Genomic DNA, 25,557 nt, shown 5'->3' with positions numbered 1-25,557 from the left:
GCAATGGTTTACAGCAGTTCGAATCGCTGCTGCTGTACCGCCTGGGAGTCCAGCCCGACCTGGACATTGAACTCACCAGGTTCGGCCGCCCACTGCAGCTGGGTATTGTAGAACTTCAGGTCGTCTTCGCTGATCTGGAAGCGCACGGTACGTTCTTCACCGGCCTTGAGCATGACCTTCTGGAAGTTCTTCAACTCTTTGACCGGGCGGCTCATCGACGCAGCGATGTCCTGTACATACAGCTGTACCACTGTTTCGCCGTCACGCTTGCCGGTGTTTTTCACCTTGATGCTGGCTTCGAGGGTCTGGCCTTTTTTCAGGGTTTTGCTCGACAGGGTCAGCGGCGACAGGCTGAATTCGCTGTAGCTCAGGCCGTAGCCGAAGGGATACAGCGGGCCGTTCGGCTCTTCGAAGTACTGCGAGGTGTAGTTGCCAGGTTTGCCGGGGGTGAACGGACGGCCGATGCTCAGGTGGTTGTAGTACATCGGAATCTGGCCGACCGAACGCGGGAAGGTAATGGCCAGCTTGCCCGACGGGTTGTAGTCGCCAAACAGCACATCAGCAATGGCATTGCCGCCTTCGGTACCACTGAACCAGGTTTCCAGAATGGCGTCTGCCTGTTCACGCTCCCAGGTCAGCGAAAGCGGGCGACCGTTCATCAGCACCAGCACCAGTGGTTTGCCGGTCGCTTTCAGGGCTTTGATCAGTTCGCGCTGGGCTGCCGGGATTTCCAGGGTGGTACGGCTCGACGACTCGTGGGACATGCCACGGGATTCGCCAACCACCGCCACGACCACATCGGACTGCTTTGCCGCCTTGACCGCCTCATCGATCAGTACGGCGGCCGGGCGTGGGTCGTCGACGATTTCCGGGGCATCGAAGTTGAGGAAGTTCAGGTAGTCGAGAATGGCTTTGTCGTGAGTGACGTTGGAGCCTTTGGCGTAAATCACCTTGGCTTTGTCACCGAGTACCTGGCGCATGCCTTCACGTACAGTGATCGATTGGTGTGGGCGGCCGGCAGCGGCCCAACTGCCCATCATGTCGATTGGCGCATCGGCCAGCGGGCCGACCAGGGCGATGGTGCCGGACTTTTTCAACGGCAGGGTTTGTTCGCGGTTTTCCAGCAGTACCAGGCTGCGGCGTGCGACGTCGCGGGCTTCGGCACGGTGCAGGCGGTTGTCGGCATAGGTGTCGGCTGGGTCATCGCTGGCCTTGCCGATACGCCGGTATGGATCGGCGAACAGGCCCATGTCGTACTTGGCACCGAGGACTTCACGCACGGCATTGTCGATATCGGCCTGGTTGATTTCGCCGGCCTTGAGCAGGCTGGCCAGCTCTTCGCCGTACAACGAGTCGTTCATGCTCAGGTCGATGCCGGCCTTGATCGCCAGCTTTGCCGCTTCACGACCATCGCGGGCGACGCCGTGGCGCACCAGCTCGGTGATCGCCCCGTGGTCGCTGACGGTCACGCCTTTGAAGCCCCAGTCTTTGCGCAGCAGGTCGTGCATCAGCCAGGTGTTGGAGGTGGCCGGGACTCCGTTGATCGAGTTCAGCGCAACCATCACGCCACCGGCACCGGCGTCAATCGCCGCGCGGTAGGGTGGCAGGTAGTCGTTGAACATCTTCGTCGGGCTCATGTCGACGGTGTTGTAGTCGCGACCGCCTTCCACCGCACCGTACAGGGCGAAGTGTTTGACGCTGGCCATCAGGCTGGTGGCTTCTGCCGGGCTCTTGCCCTGGAACGACTCGACCATGACCTTGGAGATGCGCGACACCAGGTAGGTGTCTTCACCGAAACCTTCACTGGTGCGGCCCCAGCGTGGGTCGCGGGCGATATCGACCATCGGTGCGAAGGTCATGTCGATGCCGTCGGAGGATGCCTCCAGGGCCGAAACGCGGCCGACCTTGGCGATGGCGTCCATGTCCCAGCTCGAAGCCAGGGCCAGGCTGATAGGGAAAATCGTCCTGTGGCCGTGGATCACGTCGTAGGCGAAGAACATCGGGATCTTCAGGCGGCTACGGCCTGCAGCGTCCTGCATGGGACGGTTTTCGGCGCGGGTGATCGAGTTGAAGGTGCCGCCGATTCGGCCAGCAGCGATTTCTTTGCGAATCATTTCACGGGGCATTTCCGGGCCGATGCTGATCAGGCGCAACTGGCCGATCTTCTCATCCAGGGTCATCTGGCCCATGAGGTCGGCGATGAACGCCTGTTTGGTCTTCAACGGATCAGCAGAGGTATCGGCAAAGGCCGAGTGACTGGCCAGGCTGACGACCAGGCCCAGCAAACACAGCTTGTTCATGTAGTTCTGTTCTCAAGGCCCAAGGCAGTATTCACGGTGATACTGCCCAGCCGAAGTTGGGTAAGCGGCTATTGTTGTAGTTTGCTGGGGCATCTTTTAGCCAAATGGGCGGTCACGAGCCAGCGGCGGTGACGGATTATGCCTCAAGTTCAATGATTCACGCTGATCAAGGAGAACAACTACTATGCAGGTCATCCAGTTCAAGGGCGTAAGGCTGTGGTTGGTAATGATGTTGGGCAGCCTGCTGGCCGGTTGCGGGATCAATAACATTCCTAACTACGATGAGCAGGTCAAAGCTGCCTGGGCTCAGGTGCAGAACCAGTACCAGCGCCGCGCCGACTTGATCCCCAACCTGGTGGAAACCGTCAAAGGCTATGCCAAACAGGAGCAGGAAACCCTGACCGCGGTCATTGAAGCGCGGGCCAAGGCTACGTCGATCCAGGTCGATGCCAGCACCCTGGACGACCCGCAGAAGTTGCAGCAGTTCCAGCAGGCGCAAGCGCAACTGACCGGGGCACTGAGCCGGCTGATGGTGGTGTCCGAACGCTACCCAGACTTGAAGTCCAATCAGAATTTCCTGGCCTTGCAGTCGCAACTTGAAGGCACGGAAAACCGTATTGCCGTGGCCCGTAAGGACTTTATCGCCGCCGTTCAGCGCTACAACACTGAGATTCGCACCTTCCCTGGGCGTATCTGGCACAGCCTGATGTACAGCAGCCTGCCGGTGCGGGAGAACTTCGAGGCCACGGCCGCCGATGCCGACAAAGCCCCTGAAGTGAAATTCTGATGCGGCTGTTGCAGTGGGCGCTCCTGCTGGCGTGGTTGATGGTCACGCCACTACGGGCCGAGGTGAGCTTTCCGGCGTTGACCGGCCGGGTGGTGGATAACGCCAATTTGCTGGACGCCGGTAGTCGCACGCAACTTGAACGGATGCTCACCTCCCATGAACAGGCCAGCGGCGAGCAAGTGGTGGTGGTCACGGTGAATGATCTGCAGGGCCTGCCCATCGAAGAGTTTGGTTACCAGCTGGGGCGGTATTGGGGGATTGGCCAGAAAGGCAAGGATAACGGTGCGCTGTTGATCGTTGCGCCGCAGGCGCGCAAGCTGCGCATCGAAGTCGGCTATGGCCTGGAAGAACGCCTGACCGATGCCCAGGCTTCTGTGATCATCAATGGCATCATGACGCCCGCGTTTCGCCGCGGCGAGTTCAGCCTGGGCATTGTTCAGGGCACGGCGGCCATCTTGCAGGTGCTGGGTGGTAACCCATTGGCAGAGCCTTCCCGGGCACAGAGCGGTGGGGGAGAAGAGGGCGCGCCAGCCTGGTCTGTTGGCTTGTTTGTCCTGCTGATTATCGTGGTCTTCGCTTTACAATCCATGGGGCTGGGCGGAAGCGGGCGCGGTGGCCGCGGCGGCATGGGTGGTGGTTTCGGCGGTGGCTATGGTGGTTTTGGTGGAGGCGGTGGTGGCGGTGGCTTCAGTGGCGGTGGTGGTGGCTTCGGTGGAGGAGGTTCCTCCGGTGGCTGGTAAAACACTAATCAGGGAGAGACTCAGGGCATGACATTGCTCAGTGAATATGAACAGCGGCAAGTTGCCGAGGCCATCGCTCAGGTCGAGCGGCGCACCGATGCCGAGTTGGTTACGGTGCTTGCCACCCGCGCCGACGACTACGCCTATATTCCCTTGCTGTGGGCCAGCCTGTTGGCCCTGGTAGTGCCGGGTGCGGTGTATTACCTGGGCGGTTGGTTGAGTGTTGATGGTTTGCTCATCGCTCAATGGCTAACCTTTATCGCGTTGTGTCTGCTGTTTCGCCTGCCGGTGCTGACCACCCGCTTGATTCCGCGTACCGTTCGGCACTGGCGTGCGTCGAACCTGGCCCGGCGTCAGTTTCTGGAGCAGAACCTGCATCACACGGCAGGCAGCACCGGGATACTGATTTTTGTCAGCGAGGCTGAGCGTTATGTGGAAATTCTGGTGGATGAAGGGATTTCCCGGCGTCTGGACAATCAGGTGTGGGAGAGCATCGTCCAGCGCTTTACCGAGCAAGTACGCGAAGGCCAGACCTTGCAGGGCTTTGTCACCTGCATCGAGGCCTGCGGCGAATTGCTCAGCCAGCATGTGCCCTTGACCCACGAACGCAATGAACTGCCCAACCGCTTGGTCGTTCTGGCTTGAGCGGGGCACGCTCCTCCACGTAAAATCCTCAGCCTAATTTTCAACCTCCGGTAGGAGCGGGCTTGCCCCGCGATCGCGGTGTTTCAGTGAAATCGCAATCGCGGGGCAAGCCCGCTCCTACCGTGGTCAATCCGAGGCACCCACTCCCGATGTCCGATTCCCCCACCGCCCAGGCTGCGCCGGATGCGCGTGCGCAATTTCTGAGCCTGCTCGCCACCAGCCTGCAACAAAACGCGCTGATCAAGCTGGTGCTGGCGCGCCATGTCGGTACTGAAGAAGCCTTGCAGAAGATTATCGCCAAGCCCTTGACCGTCAAAGGTCAGGCCTGCTTGTCGTTGGTTTACCGCTACCAGACCCGCGACATCACCCGCAACCTGCCTAATGAAGAGGCATTGGCATTGATTGCCGAGCTGTTGCCGGGTTCGTTCCGCAACGCTCACCTGCTGAGCCTGAGCGACGAAGCACAGCTGGAATTCAGCAAGAAGGGCAAGCCGATGTTTCACCGCAACGCTGTGCAGCAGGCGCGCGCGGCAGCAGCGGGGGAGCATGATCGGGAGAAGAAACGCTACCTGGAACTGAGCCGTCCGTTCCTGCATGACCTGGGCGTCACCGACAAGCAGCAGGCGCTGATCCCTGCCATGTCGCGCAAGTGGAAACAGATCAACAAATTCATCGAAGTGTTTTCCCATGCCCTGAATTCGGCACCATTGGCCGCCGATCAGCCGTTGCGCGTGGCCGACTTCGGCTCAGGCAAGGGCTACCTGACCTTTGCGATCCATGATTATCTGCGTAACACCCTGCAGCGTGAGGCTCAGGTCACCGGTGTGGAGTTGCGTCCGGACATGGTCGAACTGTGCAATGCGGCTGCTGCGCGCCTGGAGCATCCGGGCTTGGTGTTCGAGTGCGGCGATGTACGCAGCGTGGTGCCCAGCGCCATTGAGGTGATGATCGCCCTGCATGCCTGCGATGTCGCCACCGATTATGCAATTCACACCGGTATTCGCTGCGGTGCGGCAATCATCATGTGTTCGCCGTGCTGCCACAAACAGATTCGCCCGCAATTACACAGCCCAGGCCTGCTCAAGCCCATGCTGCAATACGGGCTGCATCTGGGGCAACAAGCCGAGATGCTCACCGACAGCTTGCGCGCCTTGTACCTGGAGGCCTGTGGCTATGAGACCAAGGTGTTCGAGTTTATCTCGCTGGAACACACCAACAAGAACAAGATGATCCTGGCGGTGAAGCGCAAGGCGCCGGGGGATTCAACAGCGCTGCTGGAGAAGATTCAGCAGCTGAAGGCATTCTATGGGGTCAACGTGCATTGCCTGGAGACCCTGTTGCGGGCCGATGGTTTGATTCCAGCTTGAAGCGTCGCGGGGCAAGCCCGCTCCCACAGAGTGTGGGAGCGGGCTTGCCCCGCGATGAGGCCATCAGGCTTTCACAGGTGCCGGGTAGACACGGGTCTTGCGTCCCAATACCACGGTGCCAATCACCCCTGCCGCAAACAGCCAGGTGATCGATTCGACCTGCTCACCAAAGAACAACGCCGAAAAGGCGATGGTGAAGAAAATCTGCAGCAGTTGGATCTGACTGACCCGCGCAATGCCACCCAAGGCCAGCCCGGCATACCAGGCAAAGAAGCCGATGAATTGCGAGAACAGCGACACATAACCAAAGGCCCACCAGGTTTGTGCGCTGACCGGTCCTTGATGTTGCAGGGCCAGATACACCACCGGGCCGATCAATAACGGGCTGGCCAGCACCAACGCCCAGCAGATTACCTGCCATCCGCCCATTTCCCGCGCCAGTCGCCCACCTTCTGCGTAACCCAACCCGCCGACGGCAATGGCGGCGAGCATCAACAAATCACCGGCCTGAATTTGCCCGGCGCCCATGATCATTGCGTACACCAGCACCAAGGCACTGCCCGCTGCGGCGCAGGCCCAGAAGGCTTTCGACGGTCGTTCATGGGACAGCCAGGCTGCGTAGAACGCCACACACAACGGTTGCAGGCCGTTAACCAAAGCGCCGTGGGAGGCCGGTACGGTTTGCATGGCCCAGGCCGAGAACACCGGAAAGCCGAGAATCACCCCAAGGGCCACCAGGCTCAGGCCTTTGATCTGTTGCCAAGTGGGCCATTTCTCACGCCGCCAGAACAGCAACAGCGCGGCAGGGATGGCTGCGAGCAGGGCGCGACCGAGGCCGTTGAGCAATGGATGCATTTCCTGCACGACGATACGGGTCATCGGCAGGGTCAGGCTGAAAATGATGACGCCCAGAAGGCCGAGGGCCATTCCGGTGTTTTCGCGGCTGGACATAGCAAAAGCCTGTGACAGATAAGTCCAGCCATTGAGCCACAGCCCGCACGGATGATCTTGTTACAGTTGGTCGCAAGTTCATCCGTACAGTTTTCTGAGGTTTCAGAAGAAGCGGGTGATGCTCACCTTGGCATTGCGCCCTTGGCTGTAGGCAAAGTCGCCGCTGAGTTCAGCGCGGTATTCATTGTTGAACAAGTTGTCGACGGTCAGGTTGACCTCAGTACCTTTGAGGTACGGCTGCTGGGGCTTCCAGTTAGCGAACAGGCCGTGGATCTGATAATCGTCGTTGGCGTAGTGATCGTAGTAACGGTCGCCCAGCCCACTGGCAGGGCCTTCGCGGTATTTGTCGCTGGGCAGGCGGTCGGTCTTGCGCACGAACTGCGCCTGCCAGCCAACTTTCGCATCCCAGCTGGGGATCTTCACGCCCAGGGTGGTGATCCATTTCGGTGCTGGAATGTCCTTGGCCCAAACATCAGGCCCCCACGGGTTGGTGTAGGCACCTTCGTGGCGGCCGCTGATCCACGAGTAGGAAGCTGAGCCGAACAGGTAGGTGGAATCGTAGAAGCTTTCGACCTCGAAGCCCTTGATGGTGACGCTCTTGATGTTGCGGTAGTTGGACATCAAGCCACCGCCGCACGCATCGGCGATGCTCTCGCCGCTGACCAACTGTTCCGGGCAGCCAATGCCGGTGGCTTTGAAAATTTCATCGTCGATCTTGTTGCGGAACAGGGTGGTGCGGATCAGCACGTTGTCCTGCTCGGTGAACACATTCGAAAGGGTTGTGATGTTACCAGCGCGCAAGGCGGTGATGCGCTCGGGGTCGAGGTTGCGGCTGCTGGCGGTGCGGCTGCCCATGCCCTGGACTTCATATTGCTCATCAAGCACTGGTGCGCGCCAGGTTTTGCTGAAGTCGGCGAAGAAGGCTGTCTGCTCGTTGGTCTTCCAGAACACCGACAGGCGTGGCGACCAGCCGCTGTAAGTCTTTTCGCTGTAGTCATGACCCATTTGCGGGTCGTTGTAGAACGGCGCGTCGTTTTCCTTGCCCTTGTTGGCAACGTGGTCGTAGCGCAGCGACGGCGTCACGGTCACCTCACCCAAGGTGATGGCGTCCTGAATGAAATAACCCTGGCTGTCGACGCTACCAGTGGGCATGAAATTCGGCTGGTAGATGCCGTTGTTGTAGAGCGGCGTTTCGTACTTGCTGCCCGGCATCCACATTTCGGTGTCGCGCTCATGGCGACGTACCTGGAAGCCAGCAGTGAATGCGTGCTCCAGAGGGCCGGTGGCAAACAGGCTGGTGTTGCGCACATCGAGCATCTGGTCGGTGTACTCGGTATCCATCTTGCGTCCGCCGGTGGACGGCTGGAAGTACGCCGTGGCCTGGCGTTCGTCGGTTTGTTCAGTGTCTGATACCGAGTACTTCACCTGCAGGTCTACCAGTGGGTTGTTGATCGGCTGGTAGTTGTAAGTGGTCGACCACGTGGTGTCGGTAACCGTACGGTGAGCCAGTTTGCGCTTGAGGGCGCTTTCGTAGCCATATTTGTCGATGTCCCTTTGTGTCGGGGGGGACGGGTAAGAGGTAGACGAGAACGGTGTCCAGCGCTCACTTTCTGACCGAGAAAAGGAAAAGCCCAAGCTGTGTTCGTCGGTCAGGTGCAGGTTGAACTTGAACAGCGCTCCCTCCAGGTCCAGGGCGCTGTTGGGTAGGCGCTGGGGGTTGATTGGGTAGTTGTTGTCCGGATCGGGCAAGGTATCGGCCAGCTTGATGTCGCCGCCGTCACGTTTGGTCAGGTAGGCAAGGGCGTCCATACGACCATCATCGGTGCGGCCAAACAGCGCCGAACTGTAGGTCTGTTGGTGGTCGTTGCTGGCATAGCCGTACTTGAGCATGGCGCCACTGTTACGGCCTTCCTGTAGCAGGTCCGGAGCGTCTTTGGTGGTCATGTTGACGCTGCCGCCAAAGCCGCCGTTACCGGTGAAAATCGAGTGCGGGCCTTTCTCGACTTCAATGCTCTTGATCAGCTCCGGCTCGATAAAGATGGTGCCCTGCTGATAACGCTCAAATCCACTTTTGGTCGCACCGTCGACAGTCATCGGTACGTCTTCGGCGTCCCCCAGGCCCCAGATGTTGATGGTCTGGCCGCCGGGCTTGACCGAGCCGCCCATGTTCACTCCAGGCAGGGTCGAGAGGATGCTGGGAATATTGCTGGGCTGGTAACGGTCGATGTCTTCCTGGGTCAGCGTCGAGCGGCCGACGGTGCTGGGGTCGATTTGATGCCTGTCGCCGATGATGCTCACGGCACTCAACTGGATACCGTTGTCGGCGGTTGGGTCACCTTCGCGCAGGCGTACCACGTAAGTGTTGCCCATCTTGACCACGGTAAAGCGGCTGTTACGCAACAGTTGCTCAATCGCCTCCTGGGCTTCGAACGCGCCATTCAGGGCCGGGGCCTGCACACTGCGCAGCAAGGCTTCGTCGAACAGCAGTTGCACCTTGGCCTGTTGGGCCAATTGGCTCAACGACGTCGCCAGCGGTTGCGCCGGCAGGTTCAGCGCGACCGGCGCAGCCTCGGTTTGCAGGCTCAGGGCCAGGCAAGCGGCCAGCAGCGATGGACGAGCAGACAAAGGTGTGAATGGACGAAACGCGCGCAACATGAAATCCCCCAGTACGGCAACAAAGGCCAAAAAGGCCTGCAATGACTACGCAGACGGGAGGAAGACGCGGTACTGCTGAAAACCCTCATATGCGAATGAAAAATATTCTCAGGTTTTATTTGCGCTCGATCCGCAAACGGCCATCGGCCAGGCTCACGGTCTTGACCGGGAGCAGGGCGGGCAGGGCATTGAGCAAGGCGTCCGGGTCATTGACATCAAGGTTGCCGGAGACCCTGAAGCGCCCCAGGGCCGGGTCGGCAAGCACGATCTCGGCGGGGCGGTAGAGTGCGATCTCATCGATCAGGCTGCTCAGCTCACGGTCGCGAAAGGTCACGTGACCACCACGCCAGTCAGCTACTTCCTGATCTTTGAGGTGCTGAGTGTTGAGGGTGCCCCGGACCGCATCGTAGACCGCGCGCTGGCCTGCTCCGAGCAGGGCCGGTGCCGGGCCTTGTTCGGAAGTTTTCAGGGCGACCTGGCCGTGTGCAACGCTCAACACCAGTTCCTGTCGGCTGCGGCGCAGGTCGAAACCGGTGCCTACTACCCTGACTCGAGCACTGCCGGCATCGACGAGCAACGGGCGTTCTTTGTCGGCGGCAACATCGATGTAGAACTGGCCTTTGTCCAGGTGAATCAGGCGGCGCTCGCCATCGAAATCCAGACGTAGTCGGGTATGGGCATTGACACTCAGTTGACTGCCATCGGGCAATTCCAGGGTCTGCGCTTGTTCACTGTTGATCGCCACGCTGTGCTGGTAGTACTGGCTGGGCAACCCCAGGTTGCCGGCCAGCAATGCACACACCAGGGCCGCAGCAGTAGCCAGAGTCGGACGCCAGTTGCGGGGTTTGCGTGCAGGTAACGGCACTACCTGGCTGAGGCTTTTAAGTGCGCCCAGATCGTCCCAAAGCTGCTCGAACTGACTGTAGGCACGGGCGTGTTCAGGCGTCTGCATCCACAGGGCAAAGTCTTTGCGCGAGGCGCGCGAAGGGTTGTTGCGGTTATGGGTAAACCAGCGGGCGGCCTGGGCGTCGACCGAGTGTTTTTCGGTATCGGGGAGGGCGGTCATTCGGGCTGCTCCATGCCGTTGTCACTGTCCAGGCGCTGCTTGCAATGCAGCAGTGCAGCGGCAATGTGTTTTTCCACCATGCTCACCGAGATGCCCATGCGCTCACCAATCTGTGCCTGCGACAAACCTTCGAAGCGGTGCAGCATAAGGGCTTCACGGCGGCGCGGCGAGAGTTCGCCAATCACGGTCTTCAATTGTTCCAGGCGTTGCTGCTGCTGGGCGTGGTGCAGTGGGTCGGCGTTGTTATCAATAACCGCGTTTTCGTCAGGTTCTGATTGTTCATCGAGAACGGTGTGGCGTACACGCTGGCGCCGCCAGTGATCGCTGAGCAGATTGCGCGCCATCTGGAACAGAAACGCTCGCGGTTGCTCCACCCGTGCCCGGTCGCGGTACCCCAGCCATTGGGTGAACACGTCCTGGGTCATATCGGCCGCATCACTGGCATTGTCCATGCGCTTGCGCAGGAAATGCAGGATATCGGCATAAAACCCGCGGCACGTTTCCTGTGCGAGCGGGTCGGGTTTGGAGCGTTGCATGCCAGCTTTCCAGGGTAGACCGCAAAAGAAAGCCGCGAATGGTATCGATAATAATTGCTGTTTACCATGACAAAAGTGTCGCGGTATTTATCTGCGCTTACGTACCGGTGGCGGAGCTGCAACCTCCAACCCAGGCGCGCCGAGGGGATGGCTACTGGCGTCGAAGAAATACAGCGGTATGCCTGGCGTGTCCGCAAAGCGCTGGGCGTAATGCTGTTTCTGGCTGATGATCGAGGCTTCGCTCAACGGCCGGATAGCAATGGCCAGGTGTGCGGGGCGCGCCTGCTTGAGCGCCTGCAACAGGTGACGATCGCTGGCGTCCAGGTGCTGACCGAACAGGCATATTCCGCCCTGATGACGTGCCAGTTCACCCAGGCACCAGCTCAGGTAGTCAGAGCTGCGGATCACCTTGAGCTTGTCGTCGCTGCTGCTTTCGTTGACGAACAGCGGTACATCCCCCGGCGTGTTAACGGCAAAACCGTCGAGCAGTTGGCTGCCGCTGGCACTGCGCTGACGGGTACTGCCATCTTGCTGCTTGAGTAGGTGCAGGCCGCCGTGCAGGTACAGCATTCGGGTGCCTGGGTTGCGTGTGTGGCGGATATCGAAGCTGCCTTCCTCATCGAACAACGCTTGGAACGCATCCGGAGTCTGGCTGGCGGCCCAGTGGCAAAGCAGGTCGTAATTGCTTGAATACACGCTCTGGTAGCTACGCAGTTCGTGGTTAATGAGCTGCAAGGTCGATGGCGGCAGTAACCGCCATGGTATGTGCACACTGCGAACGGCGTGAATCAAGGCTTCCTTGATCGCGTAGTAGCGGTTCAGCGGTGCTGACGAACTGATAGCCAGAGCGGCGTTGATACGTACTGTGGTGTTCAAGGCGCTGAGCACCGGTTCGAACAACTCGGTGCCAAAGGATTTGAACAAGGCCTGGTCAGTCTGGTTCAAGGGTTTGTGGCGCACCCGCTGCGCTTCTTCGAACAGCGAAAAATAGGTGAACGGGCGCCACAATGCTCGGCTGGCACCATTGCCAAGCAACAGGCCGCTGCACGGATGGCTGGCGATCAGGTCAGGCCAAGCGTGGAGGTTGGCGTCGAGGTCGGTGTGGGGCATGGGTTCACTGTTCCAGGTGTGGCAGTTGATCGGCGCGACTTTAGCATGCCACTGCGTTGTCATCAGTGTCGGTGACTATGCTGGTTTGGCACGGGACCAAGAGGACATGTCATGACGATGCAAGGATTTGGCAGGTTGTGTTGTTTGCTGCTGCTGCCCCTGGCCGCGTTGGCCAAGACTGAATCGGGCCGCGAGCTGGCTGCACGCCAGGGCATTCCATATCCGGCGGTGATTGCTCATCGGGGTGCCTCGTTCGATGCGCCGGAGTCCACCGCAGCGGCCTACGTGCTGGCGCGGGAGTTGGGGGTCGATTACCTCGAACTGGATCTGCAACGCAGCAAGGACGGTGTGTTAGTGGCGGTGCACGATGACAACTTGCTGCGAACCAGTGATGTGGCCGAGCGTTTTCCACAGCGCAAGAACAGCCCGGTCAGTGCCTTCACCCTGGCTGAACTCAAGTCGCTGGATGCCGGGAGCTGGTTCAATCAGGCCTACCCTGAGCGCGCGCGTTCAGGCTTCAAAGGTTTGCAGATACTGACCTTGGACGAGGTCATGGATATTGCTGAAGGGCACCCGAATAAACGTCCGGGGTTGTACATCGAAACCAAGGTGCCGACGTTGTTCCCTGGAATCGAAGCCGACTTGAAAGCGCGCCTGCACGCGCGTGGCTGGCTCGACCAGCCGGGCAGGGTGGTGTTGCAGAGCTTTGACCGCAACAGCCTGGCCTTGCTGCACAAGGAAATGCCTCAAGTGCCGAAGGTGCTGCTGTTGTGGGTTGGCAAGGGCAGTATCGAACCGGCTTCGGCACAAAGCTTTGCCGAGTCTGGCGAAACCGACAAAGCCGCGTTCTATGCCCGCCAGCAACCCCGGAGCAAAGCTGAGTTCGAACGCTGGCTGGATTACGCCAAGGCGGCGGGCGCTATTGGTACTGGTCCGTCTGCTGCACTCACCGGTGGTGGTGCACAGAGTTATGCCGATCTGGTGCAGCCGTGGATGAATCAACTGAGCCACGACAAGGGGCTGCTGGTGCATGTGTACACGGTGGATGAGGCGGTCGATGTAGATAAGGTCATGGCGGCGGGCGTCGATGGCATATTCACTAACCGCAGTGGCCGCTTGCTAGAGTATTTTTCCCGCCCTGCGCCGATGAGCGAAGCGCAGATCCTTGATGCTCAGAGCTTTTGAATAGTTGGTCTGGCGCCGGAGTCTGCCGTAGACTTCGGCCTTCGCGCTTTGGCTCAGGATCCGACCCCCAATGACTTTTTCGCTGCTGTTTGCCGTGCTGGCTTCCGGGTTCATCTACGGCATTACTCCGGGGCCGGGTGTGCTGGCGGTGTTGGGTATCGGCGCGTCTCGCGGGCGTAAGGCCGGGGCGGGTTTTTTGTGCGGGCACCTGCTGGGGGATGTGCTGTGGTGCAGCACGGCGTTGGTGGCCATTGTCGGTGCGCGGCAGATCGGCAGTTCGGTGTTCGACATTCTCGGCCTGCTCAGCGGGCTGTACCTGTTCTGGTTGGGCCTGCGGGCCCTGCGCAGCCGCCCGGGCAATGGCAATGGCGATCAGGGGCCGGTACGCAAACCGTTCTTGCACGGCATCGTCTTTGGCTTGACCAACCCCAAGGCTTACCCGGTGGCCGTGGCGACCTTTACCGCACTGATCTCCAGCCGTGCTGAAACTTTGGAATGGTCAATGTTGCCGGCGCTGATTGCCCTGAGCTTTGTTGGCGGTTTGTTGGCTTATGTGATCCTGATCGCCATTGTGGGTGCCCGCCATGTGCGCACCCTGTATACCCGGTATGAGCTGTGGATCACCCGTGCCTGTGGGGTGATGTTCATCGGCTTTGCCATCAATGCTCTTGTGCACGCGTTGCCGGGTTTGATGCCAGTGGGAGCGGGCTTGCCCCGCGATTAAAGGCTGCTGGCCATATTGCATCGCGGGGCAAGCCCGCTTCTACGGTGCCTCCTCTTTGCGCATGCGGTTACGCCAGACGCGATAGGCGCGTATGCCGGCGCGGACTGAACCGAACAGCAGCTGCTGCTCCATTTCCCGAGCCATGCCCGAGCGCACCAGCATGCGCAGAAAGCGTCCACGAGCTCGGGCAATGGCGAAGTGAATGCCGCGTGCCTTGAGGGTTTCCCGTACTTCACGCAGCGCGGCAATGCCGCTGACATCGATGGAGGTCACCGCTTCGGCGTCGAACAACACCGCCCGTGGTTCGAGTTCCCGTTGTACAGCTTCCAGCAGGCGCATCTTGAAGTAGTCAGCATTGAAGAACAGGATCGCGTCGTCGAAGCGGTATACCACCAGACCTTTGACCGTGCGCGCATCCTTGTGCCCTTCAATATCTACCTGGCCTTCAATCCCCGGTACCCAGCCCAGAACCGCATCGGTGGGCTGGTAGATGCTGTAGAGCAGGCGCAGGATGGCCAGGGTCACGGCAATGATTATGCCCGGCAACACCCCGACCCCCAGCACCCCGACCGTGGTCAGCACACACAGCCAGAACTCAAAGCGGCTGAGCTTGTAAATCTTGCCCAGGGATTTGATGTCGATCAGACCCCAGCCTGCCATCAACAGGACTGCGCCCAATGCCGCTTGAGGAATCCAGGCCATCGGTGCGGTAAAAAACAGCAAGATCATGGCGATAACCAGCGCGGCGATGATGCCCACCAGCTGACTTTTACCACCGACCATATCGTTGACGGCGGTACGTGAATCGGCACCGCTGATGGCGAAACCTTGGGAAACACCAGCGGCAATGTTGGTGACACCCAGGGCCAGGAACTCATGGTTGGCATTGATGGCATAGCCATGACGGGCAGCAAAGCTGCGCGCGGTGAGCATGGCGCTACAGAAGCTGACGGTGGCAATACCCAAGGCATCGCGCAGCAAGCTTTTCATTTCTTCCAGGTTGGTTTTCGGCCAGGCCAGTTCTGGCATCCCAGCGGGTACCGGGCCGAGGATGGCCACGCCGTAGCGGTCCAGGCCGAACACGCCGACCACCAGTGTTGCAATCACCACGGTTACCAGAGCGGAAGGCAATCGCGGGTATTTACGCGGCAGCCAGATCAGCAATGCCAGCCCGGCCAGGCCGATGCTCAGGGTCACCCAGTGAATTTCCCCGAGGCGTTCCAGCAAGTTGATCAGGCTGAGGATGAAACCATTGCCCTCAATTTTGAAGCCCAGCACTTTGCCCAGTTGCCCGGCCAACAGGCTCAGACCGATACCGTTGAGGTAGCCGATCAGAATCGGGCGCGAGAAGAAACTGGCGATAAAGCCGGCACGGGCCACCCCGGCCGCGATCAGCATCAATCCGACCAGCATGGTCACGATCACCGACAATTGCGCCAGACGCGTGGGGTCGCCCATGGCCAACGGTGCAATGGCACCGGCAACCATGGCGCAGGTTGCCGCATCGGGCCCGACCATCAACTGCCGTGAGCTGCCCACCAGGGCATAGACCATCATCGGCAAGATACAGGCATACAGCCCGTACTGCGGCGGCAGGCCAACAATCTGAGCGTAGGCAATGGCAATCGGAATCTGAATCGCGGCAACCGATAAGCCGGCCTGCAGGTCGGCATGGAACCACTCACGGCGGTAATGCAGGAGGTTGGACAGACCAGGAAGCCAGCGGGAAAGCAGCATGAACGGGTCCTTTCGAGTGTTTCGCAACCGGGCTGATGAATGCGCAATATTCTCCATTAAAGCGCATTCGCCGATCGCGGAACGGGTGTCAGGTCAACAAGTCATGCTGATCAGCCGACGGTGCAGGATTCCCGCTTATTGTAGAAGGTGCAGCCGGAAGGGATGTCTTTGGTCACCAGGGTCATTGCACCGATGATGACGTTATCGCCGATGCTCAGGCGGTCAGCGATGATGCAGCTGTTGGCCCCGAGGCTGACGTTGTCGCCAATGTTCAACGCATAGTCTTCAAGCCCGAGGGTCTTGATGCCGATGGTGCAGTTCTGGCGAATGAAGAAGTTGCGGCCGATGTTGGCGTTTCCGGTGATCACCACGCCTGGCAGATGGGCAATGCGAAAGCCCGGCCCGATGCAGGCACCGATGTCGATGTCGACGGCGTATTTCAGGTTCAGGCGCTGTTGCATCTTGCGTGCGCGTGCAGCCCAGAAGCCGCCCTTGCTGTTCAGGTACTGGGCAAGGCGGAAGGAGAACAGAAAACGCAGCTTGTTGTCCTTGCGGGCGCGTCGAACGATATTGGAGATCAGGCCGATGCGGCTGCCCTGTTTTTTCTTGTTGGAGACCTCAAGGCGCCAACATTCAAATAGCCATTCAAGTGTCATGCAAGCAAGTGCTGGAAAAGGAAGACGGCTGTCAGGGTGGTGGCGAGCGTTTCAAGAGAGTTGAAACACTTGAAAGAGTGGAGCGGGTGAAGGGAATCGAACCCTCGTTATCAGCTTGGGAAGCTGGAGTAATGCCATTATACGACACCCGCGCTCAGGGCTGACGTTGTACCAGAAGCACTCTGCGATTTGAAGCCTTGCTGCGTAAAAAACCTCGGTCGGAGGCCAGTAGCGCGAGGTCATGCATCTTCCTTCTGCCCAGGCGGGCCGTTGATGCAGGAGGCTGCGCTACCGCCAACCGGAGTGCTCAGATCGCCAGTGCATGGTGTTCCTGGGCGTACGGGTAGCGCACGCGGGATTCCCGGACGGCGGGTTTGAGGAAACTCAGCAGGGCGTCACGAGTTTCGTCGCAGGCGGCCTTGTGTTCCATGTCGAGGAAGTGGCCGGCAGCGCGAATTTCGCTGAAGTGACTATTGCGTACATGCTGATTGAATTGCCGGGCGTCATCGATGGTGGTGTATTCATCCCACTCACCGTTGATGAACAGCACCGGAATGTCGATGACCCGGGCCGAGCGCAAGGCATTGTCCAGGTCGTGCTCAAGCACCTGGTTGATGTGAAAGTGCATTTGCGCGTATTCGTGGTTGTCCAGGGTACTGACATGCCGGTAGTTGAAGCGCTTGAACAACGACGGCAAGTGCTTGCCGATGGTGTCGTTGACCAGGTTGCCGACCTGCAGTCGGTCGCAGGCACTGAGGTACTGGCAGCCGCGCTCCAGGTAGTCGCGCATCGGCTCGTTGATCACCGGTGAGAACGAACTGACCACAGCTTTTTCGATACGCCGCGGCTTGTGCGCCAGGGCCAGCAGTGTGCAGGCACCGCCCCAGGAGAACGACATGACGTGGTCGGCGGCAAAGTGATCGATCAGTTCCAGCAGGATCTGCCCTTCGGTTTCCTTGGTCAGCAACCGTTCATGACGGTTGTGCGCCTTGGACTTTCCGGCATAGGGCTGATCGTAGAGCACGACGTTGAATTGCGGATGCAGGTTGCGCACGGTCTGGGCAAACGAGGCCGTGGTGGCCAACGAGCCATTGATCAGAATGATGGTTTTCTCAGCGGCATCTGCGCGATAGAACTCCGTGTAAACCCGATACTGACCTTGTATATCAAGCACAGCAATTTCTGGCCTCATGTCGTCGACTCCTGGCGCAAAAAGGGTGTTCGCACATGCAAGAATGCGCGTTCTTTATGACAGGTAGGCATACGCCTTGAAGAAGAAGCTGAGGGCCCTTGTCGATCCTTTCACGCCGGTCGACGGGTATTGTTCTAGGTGGGCAATCTGCCGGACCCCGGTGCTTCGAGGCACTGGTAGCCAGCAAAAAGGTGTCTTGGACTACGAGCGTGACTAGCGAGTCACATGCAGACCGACGATTGGATTCAAGCAGGCAGCGCTGTAACCCGCAAGTGCCTTTGGGGAAATTGACGAATTCTTTCCGCCCAGCGGTCGTCGCCTCAGATCGCCAGAATCTCTTCGGGATAGAGCGCGCGGTACTCACCCGGGCGTAATCCCGGGTCCAGTTGTAGCGGGCCCATGCTTTCGCGGTGCAGGCGCAGCACCTTATTGTCGAAGTGACCGAACATCCGCTTGACCTGGTGGTAACGACCTTCAACGATGCTCAAGCGGGCGCTGCGCGGGCCGAGCACGTTGAGTTCGGCGGGTAGGGTGGTGAGGTCTTCGAAGGCGAAGTAGAAGCCTTGGCGAAACTTTTCGACGTAGTGCGGTTCGATGACCTGTTCGGTTTCGACGTAGTAGATTTTCGGCAGTTTGGTCTGTGGCTGGGTCAGGCGTCGAGACCACTGGCCGTCGTTGGTCAGCAACATAAGTCCGGTGGTGTTGTAGTCCAGGCGTCCGGCGATATGCAGTTCGTGCTTGTCGGTTTCTTCGATAAGGTCCAGCACGGTGCGGTGTTCGGGGTCTTGTGTGGCGCTGACACAGCCTTGGGGTTTGTGCAGCATCAGGTAGCGCGCCGGGCGCCCGGTTTGTAGCAGTTGTTCGTCGACCTCAACGCGGCTGAATTCGCGCACCTCCAGGCGAGGGTCGCTAACGTAGAGACCATCGACGCGCACGCGCCGTTGCGCCAGCAGCACGCGTACTTGCTGACGGTTGAAGCAGGGCAGGTTGCTGAGAAATCGATCGAGACGCATACAGGTTCAGGTGCAGGGTGTTGCAGTTTAACGGTCGGCGGCAGACTTTGCCGCTTCCAGTTGTTCCAGCACCTGGGCACAGGCGGGGCACAGGCAGGCCTTGTTGCGCTGTTCGGCAGGCAAGGCTTCGATGATCTGAGGATCGATAGTGACGCTGTAGCACCAGCAGGCATGGGTTGCCGTGCGCGGGTCGGCCAGGCTGCAACGGTTGCTGGCACCGCAGGCGGGACAGCATTGGGCGTCATTCATATTCGGACCTGAGCATTTCTACACACACGCGGTTGCGCCCACTTTGCTTGGCACGGTACAGGGCATGATCGGCGCGGGCGATCAGGCTGTGCAGGGTATCCTCAGGCTGCAGGGTACTCAAGCCGATACTGGTGGTCAGTTTGATCACCGTGCCGTTGAAATTGAAGTCTTGCTGCTCGGTGAGCAAGCGCAGTTTCTCTGCCACTTCGAGGGCATGTCCACCGTCGGTGTCTTTGAGCAGCACGATAAATTCTTCACCACCCCAACGGCAGATAATATCCGCCTGGCGCAGGCAGTTTTCCAGTACACGGGCGAACTGACGCAGCACTTCGTCGCCTGCCAGATGGCCATATGTATCGTTGAGTTGTTTGAAGTGGTCGAGGTCGATCAATAAAGCGACCAGTGGTTTGGGTTCGCGCTGAGCTTCATGCAGTGCCTGGGCGGCCAGCAGGTCAAAACCGCGGCGATTGGGCAGGCCGGTGAGACTGTCACGGGTGGCAAGGGTTTCGATGTTGTCCTGATGACGCTTGACCATGGCATTGAGCAGCGACAACACCACCAGGCCGATGATGGTGCAGATCGCCAGGTTCAGGTAAAGCGACTCGCGGATGTTGTCCAGGGCACCGTCTTCACGCTTGTCGACGAACAAGTACCAGTTCAGCTCCGGCACCAGGCGCACGTTGAGAAAGTGGCTGTCGCCGTCGGCGCTCAGGTACTCATAGCTGCCGCTGGCCGGGTTTGGCATTTGCTTGAGCAGTTCGCGCAAACCATGCAAGTCGCGCAGGGACTGCCCGGTACGGGCACCATGAGCACCGCCTTTGGACCCGGTCAACACCACGTTGCCTTGCGGGTCAACAAAGTACACCTGACGCTGGTAGCGCTGCTGGTAATCATCGATCAGGCGCACCACCGCTTCGACGGTGAGGCCAATACCGGTGACGCCGATGAAATTCTGCTGATAGTCGAGCACCCGGTAGTTGATGAACACCGTCAGCTTGTCCTGGTTGGCCATGTCCAGGTCGACGTTGATTTCGTAGGGTGCAGTCATCTCTTTTACCCGGTAATACCAGGTGTCGCGTGGCTCCAGGGGGTCGATTTTCTTCAGCACGCCTTTTTGTGCCTGGTAATAGTTACTGGTGGCGTTAGAAACGAAGTAGGCGGTGTAGGCACGGTACTGGGCCATGATCTCGTTGAGGTAGCGGGAAATCTGCGTCCTGTCAGTTTCCCCGGCCATTGCCCAATCACGCAGGAACGTGTCGTGCGCCATCATCGAAGAAATAAGAATCGGCCGTACCAGGTCTTTCTGGATTTCCGAGTAGACGGTGTCGGAAGTCAGCGGTAGCTCAGTGTTGACGATGCTGTCGCGAATCGAACTGCGCGAGGCGAAATAGCTCAACAGCGATGTCGCCAGAAAGCCGCTGCCCAGCAACAACAACAAGGTCAGGATCAGCGAGCGCTGCGAAAACAGGGCGGAGCGAGGCAATATGACATTCCCTTGAAATAAGCCAATGCCGTCCATTCTAGTGGTATGGCTGGAAAATAACTGGACAAATCTCAAGGGCATTGTCCTTGTTGCAAATTATTGCAGCAAGGGCACCGGATCGACACTTCGTGGTCTTAATTGTTGTCGTTTGGCCCTTGCTGATCGATGCCGACCAGCGCCGCTGGGATGGGCAGTTCCGCGGTCCGGGAGGCCGCCATGTATCGCCGACTTTTGCTTGTTGCAGTGCTGAGTTTGCTGACCACCGCCTGTGCCCCTTATGGAGGTAACGGTTACTACCGAACAGAAGTCTATACCGCCGAACGTTATGGTTACCCTGGCTATTACCGGCCTGATTATCCCTACAACCGTGGATACTACGTGGTGCCACAACCGCGTTATTACGCGCCGCCACCGCGCTATTACTCACCGCCGCGCTATCACGCGCCATCGCATCAGTACCGTCCTGCTCCCCACTATGGCCGGCCGACTCCGCACTATTACCGTGCGGCACCGGAGCGTCACTATCAGCCCTACCCGAACCATCGCAATGATCGCTACCGCCAGGGGCCTTCGCGCCACGACCGCGACCGCGACGGCAGGCAGGAGCGCAGCTGGCATCGTTGAGTCGATCAGGCCAGGTCTGCCAACGGATGGCGCCCTTCCCAGACCTTGGCAAAGTGCGCGTTGATCACCGCCGTTGGCACTTGGGCAATGTCTGCCCAGTGCCAGCGCGGTTGTTGATCTTTGTCGATCAACCGGGCGCGCACCCCTTCGCCGAATTCCGGGTGCCTGCAACAATTGAGGCTCATGGCGTATTCCATCTGGAACACCTGCGCCAACGACAGGTGTCGGGCGCGCTGGATCTGCTGCCAGACCAGATGGGCAGTCAGCGGGCAACCTTCAAGCATGGTTTTCGCGGCTTTAGCCAGTAACGGGTCGGCATGGTTGCGCCATTGTGCAATCGCGCGCCAGGCGCACACCGGGTCGGCGACATCCAGCAGTGCGTCGATCTGCTTGCGCCGTGGTAGCCACTGCGCTTCGGGCAGTTCGCCCTGGGCTCCGTGTTGTTGTGCTTTGAGCAGGCTATTGAGTTGCAGGGCGGTCTGCTCCTGCCAGTTCAATTGCAACAGGTCATCAAGCAGTTCTTCCTGTTGGCTTTCTCCCAGGAAACGGTCGGCCAGGCCTAGTTCCAGGGCGTCGGTGGCGTTGATGGGGGCGCCGGTCAAACCAAGAAACAGGCCGAGCTTGCCCGGCAAACGAGCCAGAAACCAACTGGCGCCGACATCCGGGTACAGGCCGATGCTGATTTCCGGCATGGCCATGCGCGTGCTTGGAGTAACGATACGCACATTGGCGCCTTGCAACAGGCCCATGCCACCGCCGAGCACATGCCCATGGCCCCAGCACAGCAAGGGTTTGGGGTAGGTGTGCAAGCGGTAGTCGAGGCGATATTCATCGGCGAAGAACTGCGCTGCCAGCGGCGGCACCTGGCCGGGGTGATCGCGGCAGGCCTGGGCCAGGCTGCGCACTTCGCCACCCGCACAAAACGCCTTGGGGCCGTTGCCACGCAGCAGCACACAAACAATGTCCGGGTTGTCGGCCCATTGGGCCAGTTGCTGGTCGAGCACTTCGATCATCGGTAACGACAAGGCATTGAGGGCCTTGGCGGCATCCAGGGTGGCGATGCCGATACGGGCACCATCGACGCCGGTGAGTTCTTCGCACTGTACGGCCATGGGCGACCTCATTCGTCTGATCCGGACAAGTATGGCCGTTGTCGGCGAAACTGCCGGTCGCCGGTCGGATCGATTGACAAGCAACGGCAGCTTTCCTAGTGTCGCGCCATTGTTTACGGATGGCCCCATGACTGACGACGATCGCATCAAACTTGAACCTAGCTGGAAAGAAGCGCTGCGTGCCGAATTCGACCAGCCTTACATGCAGCAACTGCGTGAATTCCTGCGCCAGGAGTACGCCGCTGGCAAAGAGATCTACCCGCCAGGCCCGTTGATTTTCAATGCGCTCAATTCCACGCCGCTGGACAAAGTAAAGGTGGTGATTCTCGGTCAGGACCCTTATCACGGCCCAGGCCAGGCCCATGGTCTGTGCTTTTCAGTGCAGCCGGGCATCCCCACGCCGCCGTCGCTGGTGAACATCTACAAAGAATTGCAGCGTGACCTGAACATCGACATTCCCAAACATGGCTACCTGCAAAGTTGGGCCGAGCAGGGCGTGTTGTTGCTCAACACCACCATGACGGTGGAGCGCGCCAATGCTGCGTCGCATGCCAAGAAAGGCTGGGAGTTTTTCACTGATCGCATTATTCAGGTGGTCAGCGAAACTCAGCCAAATACGGTATTCCTGCTGTGGGGCGCCCATGCGCAGAGCAAGCAGAAGCTGATCGACGCCACAAAGCATTTGGTGCTCAAGTCCGTGCACCCATCACCGTTGTCTGCGTATCGTGGATTCCTCGGCTGTGGGCATTTCAGCCGCACCAACAAGTTCCTCGAACAACACGGCCTGACGCCCGTGGACTGGCGCCTGCCTGCGCTGTAACGGTGGGGGAGGGCTTGCCCCGCGATTGCGGTGTGTCAGTAAAGCCACATCGCGGGGCAAGCCCGCTCCTACTTGCCAGCAGCCCAGTGCCGGAACAACGGTTCGGCCAGAAACAGCACGAACAGCAAACGCATCACCTGCAAGGCCGTCACCAGCGGTACGGACAGTTGCAGGGTCTCGGCGGTCAGGCTCATTTCAGCGATTCCCCCAGGCATCATGCCCAGGGTCAATGAGCGTAGGTCCAGTTGGGTCAGGTGGCTCAAGACCCACGCAGCCACAGCGGCGATCAGCATGCTCAAGGCCGTGGCGACCAGGGTGCGGCCCAGAAAGGACGGTGCCCGGCGAAAGAACGCCCGGTTGAAGTGACAGCCCAGCCCGCTGCCGATCAACCATTGGCCAATCTGGCTGGCACCGTCGGGAAGCGCGATGTGCAAGTCGCCACCGACGCTGGCGATAGCGGCGACCAGCAAGGGGCCGAACAACCAGGGATTGGGCTGTTTCAAACGCTGCCACAGCCAGGCCATCAGCACGCCCAATGGGCAGATCAACGCCAGCCATGCCCAACTGACGCTGCCGTTATGGGTGATCGGCACGCCGTCACCCACCAAGTATTTGAACAGCGCTGGTACACACAGTACCACCGCCAGCACCCGCAGGCTTTGGGCGGCAGCGACCTGACTGAGTACCGCTCCGTTGCGGGCGCCGAGGTTAACCATCTCGCCGGAGCCCCCCGGCATACTGGAGAAAAACGCCGTGGCGCGGTCTTCGCCGGTGCGGCGCAGCAGCCAGATGCCGACGACACTGGACACGCTGGTGATTAGCGCACCGCAGAAAATCAGGCCGAAATTGCTCGCCACTTGCTCGACCACAGCCGGGGTGAAGTGCAGGCCTATGCCAATGCCGATAATCCATTGGCCGCATTTGCGCCCTCCGGGGATTTCACTCAGTTGCCAGGGCGTCAGGCAACGGACCAGGATGATCGCGAGCAGCGAGCCGACCATCCACGGCAACGGCCAGTTGACCTGGCTGGCGAGAAACCCGCCGGCCAGGCCAACCAGCCCTGTAGCCCAGAACAGTGACGAAGGGCGATCAGACATCGGCCAGGGCGCGACGCTGAAGGGTACGTTTACGCCAGATGCGCAGCAGCGGGAAGGTCAGCATCAGTGCTGTCAGCACCCAGACTGTCATGCTGATCGGGCTGGACCAGAGAATGTCCAGGCCGCCATTGGAGATCGACAGGGCACGGCGCAGGTTTTGCTCCATCAGGCCGCCGAGAATGAAGCCCAGCAGCAACGGCGACAGCGGGAAATCAAGCTTGCGCAGGATGTAGCCGAAGATGCCAATCGCGATCATCAGGAACAGGTCGAAGGTGGTCGCGTGCACGGCATACACACCAATGGCGGTGATGATTGCAATCACCGGTACCAGTGCCCAGTTCGGCACGGCAAGGATGCGGGTGAACAGACGCACCATCGGCACGTTCAGAATGATCAGCATGACGTTGGCGATGAACAGCGAAGCGATCAAGCCCCAGACGATGTCCGGCTGCTGCTGGAACAGCAGTGGGCCAGGGGTGATGTTGTACAGGGTCAGCGCACCAATCATTACCGCAGTCGTGCCCGAACCGGGAACGCCCAGAGTCAGCATCGGCACCAGCGCACCGCAGCATGCACCGCCAATGGCGGTTTCCGGGGCTGCCAGGCCGCGCTTGTCACCTTGACCGAACTTACCGCTGGCACCGGCCAGGCGTTTTTCTGTCATGTAGGCCACCGCACTGGCCAGGGTCGCACCTGCACCGGGCAATACGCCCATGATGAAGCCCAGCACGCCGCAACGGATGTTCACCCAGAACACCGAGGCCGCTTCCTTGAGGTTGAACAGCATGCGCCCGGTGGCTTTGACCGCTTGATGGCCGTGATGGGTTTTTTCCAGCAACAGCAGAATTTCGCTGATCGAGAACAAGCCCAGCACCAGCACCACGAACTGAATACCGTCAGCCAGGTTCACGCTGTCGCCGGTAAAGCGGTAGACGCCACTGTTGGCATCAATACCGACGCACGACAGGAACAGGCCGATCAGTGCTGCGATAAAGGTTTTCAGCGGTTTGTCACCGGCCATGCCGCCGAGGCAGACAATGGCAAACACCATCAATACGAAGTATTCCGCCGGGCCGAAGGCAATTGCCCATTTGGCCAGCAAGGGCGCGAACAACACCATGCCGCAGGTGGCGATGAAGGCGCCGATGAACGAACTCCAGGCCGACAGCGACAGGGCAACACCGGCCATGCCTTTACGGGCCATTGGGTAACCATCGAGAGTGGTCATGACGGTTGCGGCTTCGCCGGGAATGTTGAGCAGGATCGAGCTGATGCGCCCGCCGTATTCACAACCGAGATACACCGCAGACAGCAGAATCAGCGCCGACTCCGGCGGCAGGCCGAGGGCGAAGGCAATCGGGATCAGCAGCGCTACACCGTTGATCGGGCCCAGGCCCGGTAGCAGGCCCACGACCGTACCGATCAGGCTGCCAACCAGGGCCGTGGCCAAATTGTATGGGCTCAGGGCAACGCCGAAACCCTGGCCGAGATAACCAAGCGTATCCATG

General features: G+C 59.7%; 23 protein-coding genes and 1 tRNA gene. 8 read left to right on the top strand and 16 right to left on the bottom strand.

Translation table 11 applies throughout. The annotated features are described in order from the left end of the window. Nucleotides 1–8: 8 nt before the first annotated feature. On the bottom strand, nt 9–2,300 hold the full coding sequence (bglX, locus tag E1573_RS16650; RefSeq protein ID WP_133215641.1) for a beta-glucosidase BglX: 2,292 nt from the start codon (nt 2,298–2,300) through the stop codon (nt 9–11). A 184-nt stretch (nt 2,301–2,484) separates the two neighbouring features. On the opposite strand from bglX, the gene E1573_RS16645 reads away from it, so the two are divergent. The 4 genes from E1573_RS16645 to E1573_RS16630 all read left to right on the top strand — a co-directional run bounded on the left by E1573_RS16645 (nt 2,485) and on the right by E1573_RS16630 (nt 5,839). Next, nucleotides 2,485–3,087 carry a LemA family protein gene (locus E1573_RS16645; protein WP_133215639.1) on the top strand — a complete coding sequence of 201 codons (603 nt, stop codon included), beginning with the start codon at nt 2,485–2,487 and terminating at the stop codon, nt 3,085–3,087. After that, nucleotides 3,087–3,827, top strand: a complete 741-nt coding sequence (locus E1573_RS16640; protein WP_133215637.1) for a YgcG family protein — start codon at nt 3,087–3,089, stop codon at nt 3,825–3,827. The genes E1573_RS16645 and E1573_RS16640 overlap by 1 nt, the downstream gene beginning before the upstream one ends. Nucleotides 3,828–3,854: 27 nt before the next feature. Beyond that, entirely contained in the window at nt 3,855–4,472 is a 618-nt protein-coding gene (locus E1573_RS16635; RefSeq protein ID WP_133215635.1) for a TPM domain-containing protein, read from the top strand. A gap of 149 nt (nt 4,473–4,621) precedes the next feature. Then, the gene (locus E1573_RS16630) at nt 4,622–5,839 is read left to right on the top strand and encodes an SAM-dependent methyltransferase (RefSeq protein ID WP_133215633.1); all 1,218 of its coding nucleotides are present in this window, start codon (nt 4,622–4,624) and stop codon (nt 5,837–5,839) included. Nucleotides 5,840–5,902: 63 nt separating this feature from the next. Here the strand turns inward: E1573_RS16630 and E1573_RS16625 are convergent, their stop codons facing one another. The 5 genes from E1573_RS16625 to E1573_RS16605 form a co-directional block, all read right to left on the bottom strand. After that, complete coding sequence (locus E1573_RS16625; protein ID WP_133215631.1) at nt 5,903–6,790, bottom strand: DMT family transporter; 888 nt, start codon at nt 6,788–6,790, stop codon at nt 5,903–5,905. A gap of 102 nt (nt 6,791–6,892) precedes the next feature. Beyond that, nucleotides 6,893–9,445: a TonB-dependent receptor gene (locus E1573_RS16620; protein WP_133215629.1), complete on the bottom strand. Its 2,553-nt coding sequence runs from the start codon at nt 9,443–9,445 to the stop codon at nt 6,893–6,895. Nucleotides 9,446–9,560: 115 nt separating this feature from the next. After that, a complete protein-coding gene (locus tag E1573_RS16615) occupies nt 9,561–10,511 on the bottom strand; it encodes a FecR domain-containing protein (RefSeq protein WP_133215627.1) in 951 nt (316 codons plus the stop codon). Continuing rightward, a complete protein-coding gene (locus E1573_RS16610) occupies nt 10,508–11,047 on the bottom strand; it encodes an RNA polymerase sigma factor (RefSeq protein WP_133215625.1) in 540 nt (179 codons plus the stop codon). Before E1573_RS16610 ends, E1573_RS16615 begins: the two co-directional genes overlap by 4 nt. 87 nt (nt 11,048–11,134) lie before the next feature. Continuing rightward, complete coding sequence (locus E1573_RS16605) at nt 11,135–12,157, bottom strand: DUF4917 family protein (protein ID WP_133215623.1); 1,023 nt, start codon at nt 12,155–12,157, stop codon at nt 11,135–11,137. A gap of 111 nt (nt 12,158–12,268) precedes the next feature. On the opposite strand from E1573_RS16605, the gene E1573_RS16600 reads away from it, so the two are divergent. Together E1573_RS16600 and E1573_RS16595 are read left to right on the top strand one after the other, a co-directional pair. Next, complete coding sequence (locus E1573_RS16600) at nt 12,269–13,342, top strand: glycerophosphodiester phosphodiesterase (RefSeq protein WP_133215621.1); 1,074 nt, start codon at nt 12,269–12,271, stop codon at nt 13,340–13,342. Between the two features lie 70 nt (nt 13,343–13,412). Continuing rightward, nucleotides 13,413–14,066, top strand: a complete 654-nt coding sequence (locus E1573_RS16595; protein WP_133215619.1) for a LysE family translocator — start codon at nt 13,413–13,415, stop codon at nt 14,064–14,066. Between the two features lie 39 nt (nt 14,067–14,105). On the opposite strand, the gene E1573_RS16590 is transcribed toward E1573_RS16595, so the two are convergent. The 7 genes from E1573_RS16590 to E1573_RS16560 form a co-directional block, all read right to left on the bottom strand. After that, entirely contained in the window at nt 14,106–15,803 is a 1,698-nt protein-coding gene (locus E1573_RS16590) for a SulP family inorganic anion transporter (protein WP_133215617.1), read from the bottom strand. Nucleotides 15,804–15,913: 110 nt separating this feature from the next. Next, on the bottom strand, nt 15,914–16,459 hold the full coding sequence (locus tag E1573_RS16585; RefSeq protein WP_133215615.1) for a serine acetyltransferase: 546 nt from the start codon (nt 16,457–16,459) through the stop codon (nt 15,914–15,916). Between the two features lie 78 nt (nt 16,460–16,537). Further along, a tRNA-Gly gene (locus tag E1573_RS16580) sits at nt 16,538–16,611 on the bottom strand. A 155-nt stretch (nt 16,612–16,766) separates the two neighbouring features. Continuing rightward, a complete protein-coding gene (locus tag E1573_RS16575) occupies nt 16,767–17,651 on the bottom strand; it encodes an alpha/beta fold hydrolase (RefSeq protein ID WP_133215613.1) in 885 nt (294 codons plus the stop codon). A gap of 320 nt (nt 17,652–17,971) precedes the next feature. Then, complete coding sequence (locus tag E1573_RS16570) at nt 17,972–18,664, bottom strand: pseudouridine synthase (protein WP_133215611.1); 693 nt, start codon at nt 18,662–18,664, stop codon at nt 17,972–17,974. Between the two features lie 27 nt (nt 18,665–18,691). Beyond that, entirely contained in the window at nt 18,692–18,913 is a 222-nt protein-coding gene (locus E1573_RS16565; protein ID WP_133215609.1) for a cysteine-rich CWC family protein, read from the bottom strand. After that, nucleotides 18,906–20,396, bottom strand: a complete 1,491-nt coding sequence (locus tag E1573_RS16560) for a sensor domain-containing diguanylate cyclase (protein ID WP_133215607.1) — start codon at nt 20,394–20,396, stop codon at nt 18,906–18,908. Before E1573_RS16560 ends, E1573_RS16565 begins: the two co-directional genes overlap by 8 nt. 216 nt (nt 20,397–20,612) lie before the next feature. On the opposite strand from E1573_RS16560, the gene E1573_RS16555 reads away from it, so the two are divergent. Further along, entirely contained in the window at nt 20,613–21,020 is a 408-nt protein-coding gene (locus E1573_RS16555) for a hypothetical protein (protein WP_133215605.1), read from the top strand. A gap of 5 nt (nt 21,021–21,025) precedes the next feature. Here the strand turns inward: E1573_RS16555 and E1573_RS16550 are convergent, their stop codons facing one another. After that, nucleotides 21,026–22,132: an enoyl-CoA hydratase/isomerase family protein gene (locus E1573_RS16550; protein ID WP_133215603.1), complete on the bottom strand. Its 1,107-nt coding sequence runs from the start codon at nt 22,130–22,132 to the stop codon at nt 21,026–21,028. Nucleotides 22,133–22,259: 127 nt separating this feature from the next. On the opposite strand from E1573_RS16550, the gene ung reads away from it, so the two are divergent. Continuing rightward, nucleotides 22,260–22,952, top strand: coding sequence for a uracil-DNA glycosylase (ung, locus tag E1573_RS16545; RefSeq protein ID WP_133215601.1), 693 nt, complete (start codon nt 22,260–22,262; stop codon nt 22,950–22,952). A 68-nt stretch (nt 22,953–23,020) separates the two neighbouring features. Here the strand turns inward: ung and E1573_RS16540 are convergent, their stop codons facing one another. Together E1573_RS16540 and E1573_RS16535 are read right to left on the bottom strand one after the other, a co-directional pair. After that, complete coding sequence (locus E1573_RS16540) at nt 23,021–24,049, bottom strand: AbrB family transcriptional regulator (protein ID WP_133215599.1); 1,029 nt, start codon at nt 24,047–24,049, stop codon at nt 23,021–23,023. Then, entirely contained in the window at nt 24,042–25,556 is a 1,515-nt protein-coding gene (locus E1573_RS16535; RefSeq protein WP_133215597.1) for a tripartite tricarboxylate transporter permease, read from the bottom strand. The genes E1573_RS16540 and E1573_RS16535 overlap by 8 nt, the downstream gene beginning before the upstream one ends. Nucleotide 25,557: the final 1 nt, after the last annotated feature.

The sequence above is a fragment of the Pseudomonas sp. H9 genome, from assembly GCF_004353925.1.
Classification (GTDB): domain Bacteria; phylum Pseudomonadota; class Gammaproteobacteria; order Pseudomonadales; family Pseudomonadaceae; genus Aquipseudomonas.
Note: the sequence above shows the minus strand (reverse complement) of the source record. Positions and strands in the feature narration are given on the sequence as shown.

Bases quoted from the DNA above. Each gene is read 5' to 3' on its own strand.
- bglX (WP_133215641.1), bottom strand. From the start codon at position 2,300: ATGAACAAGCTGTGTTTGCTGGGCCTGGTCGTCAGCCTGGCCAGTCAC.
- E1573_RS16645 (WP_133215639.1), top strand. From the start codon at position 2,485: ATGCAGGTCATCCAGTTCAAGGGCGTAAGGCTGTGGTTGGTAATGATG.
- E1573_RS16640 (WP_133215637.1), top strand. From the start codon at position 3,087: ATGCGGCTGTTGCAGTGGGCGCTCCTGCTGGCGTGGTTGATGGTCACG.
- E1573_RS16635 (WP_133215635.1), top strand. From the start codon at position 3,855: ATGACATTGCTCAGTGAATATGAACAGCGGCAAGTTGCCGAGGCCATC.
- E1573_RS16630 (WP_133215633.1), top strand. From the start codon at position 4,622: ATGTCCGATTCCCCCACCGCCCAGGCTGCGCCGGATGCGCGTGCGCAA.
- E1573_RS16625 (WP_133215631.1), bottom strand. From the start codon at position 6,790: ATGTCCAGCCGCGAAAACACCGGAATGGCCCTCGGCCTTCTGGGCGTC.
- E1573_RS16620 (WP_133215629.1), bottom strand. From the start codon at position 9,445: ATGTTGCGCGCGTTTCGTCCATTCACACCTTTGTCTGCTCGTCCATCG.
- E1573_RS16615 (WP_133215627.1), bottom strand. From the start codon at position 10,511: ATGACCGCCCTCCCCGATACCGAAAAACACTCGGTCGACGCCCAGGCC.
- E1573_RS16610 (WP_133215625.1), bottom strand. From the start codon at position 11,047: ATGCAACGCTCCAAACCCGACCCGCTCGCACAGGAAACGTGCCGCGGG.
- E1573_RS16605 (WP_133215623.1), bottom strand. From the start codon at position 12,157: ATGCCCCACACCGACCTCGACGCCAACCTCCACGCTTGGCCTGACCTG.
- E1573_RS16600 (WP_133215621.1), top strand. From the start codon at position 12,269: ATGACGATGCAAGGATTTGGCAGGTTGTGTTGTTTGCTGCTGCTGCCC.
- E1573_RS16595 (WP_133215619.1), top strand. From the start codon at position 13,413: ATGACTTTTTCGCTGCTGTTTGCCGTGCTGGCTTCCGGGTTCATCTAC.
- E1573_RS16590 (WP_133215617.1), bottom strand. From the start codon at position 15,803: ATGCTGCTTTCCCGCTGGCTTCCTGGTCTGTCCAACCTCCTGCATTAC.
- E1573_RS16585 (WP_133215615.1), bottom strand. From the start codon at position 16,459: ATGACACTTGAATGGCTATTTGAATGTTGGCGCCTTGAGGTCTCCAAC.
- E1573_RS16575 (WP_133215613.1), bottom strand. From the start codon at position 17,651: ATGAGGCCAGAAATTGCTGTGCTTGATATACAAGGTCAGTATCGGGTT.
- E1573_RS16570 (WP_133215611.1), bottom strand. From the start codon at position 18,664: ATGCGTCTCGATCGATTTCTCAGCAACCTGCCCTGCTTCAACCGTCAG.
- E1573_RS16565 (WP_133215609.1), bottom strand. From the start codon at position 18,913: ATGAATGACGCCCAATGCTGTCCCGCCTGCGGTGCCAGCAACCGTTGC.
- E1573_RS16555 (WP_133215605.1), top strand. From the start codon at position 20,613: ATGTATCGCCGACTTTTGCTTGTTGCAGTGCTGAGTTTGCTGACCACC.
- E1573_RS16550 (WP_133215603.1), bottom strand. From the start codon at position 22,132: ATGGCCGTACAGTGCGAAGAACTCACCGGCGTCGATGGTGCCCGTATC.
- ung (WP_133215601.1), top strand. From the start codon at position 22,260: ATGACTGACGACGATCGCATCAAACTTGAACCTAGCTGGAAAGAAGCG.
- E1573_RS16540 (WP_133215599.1), bottom strand. From the start codon at position 24,049: ATGTCTGATCGCCCTTCGTCACTGTTCTGGGCTACAGGGCTGGTTGGC.
- E1573_RS16535 (WP_133215597.1), bottom strand. From the start codon at position 25,556: ATGGATACGCTTGGTTATCTCGGCCAGGGTTTCGGCGTTGCCCTGAGC.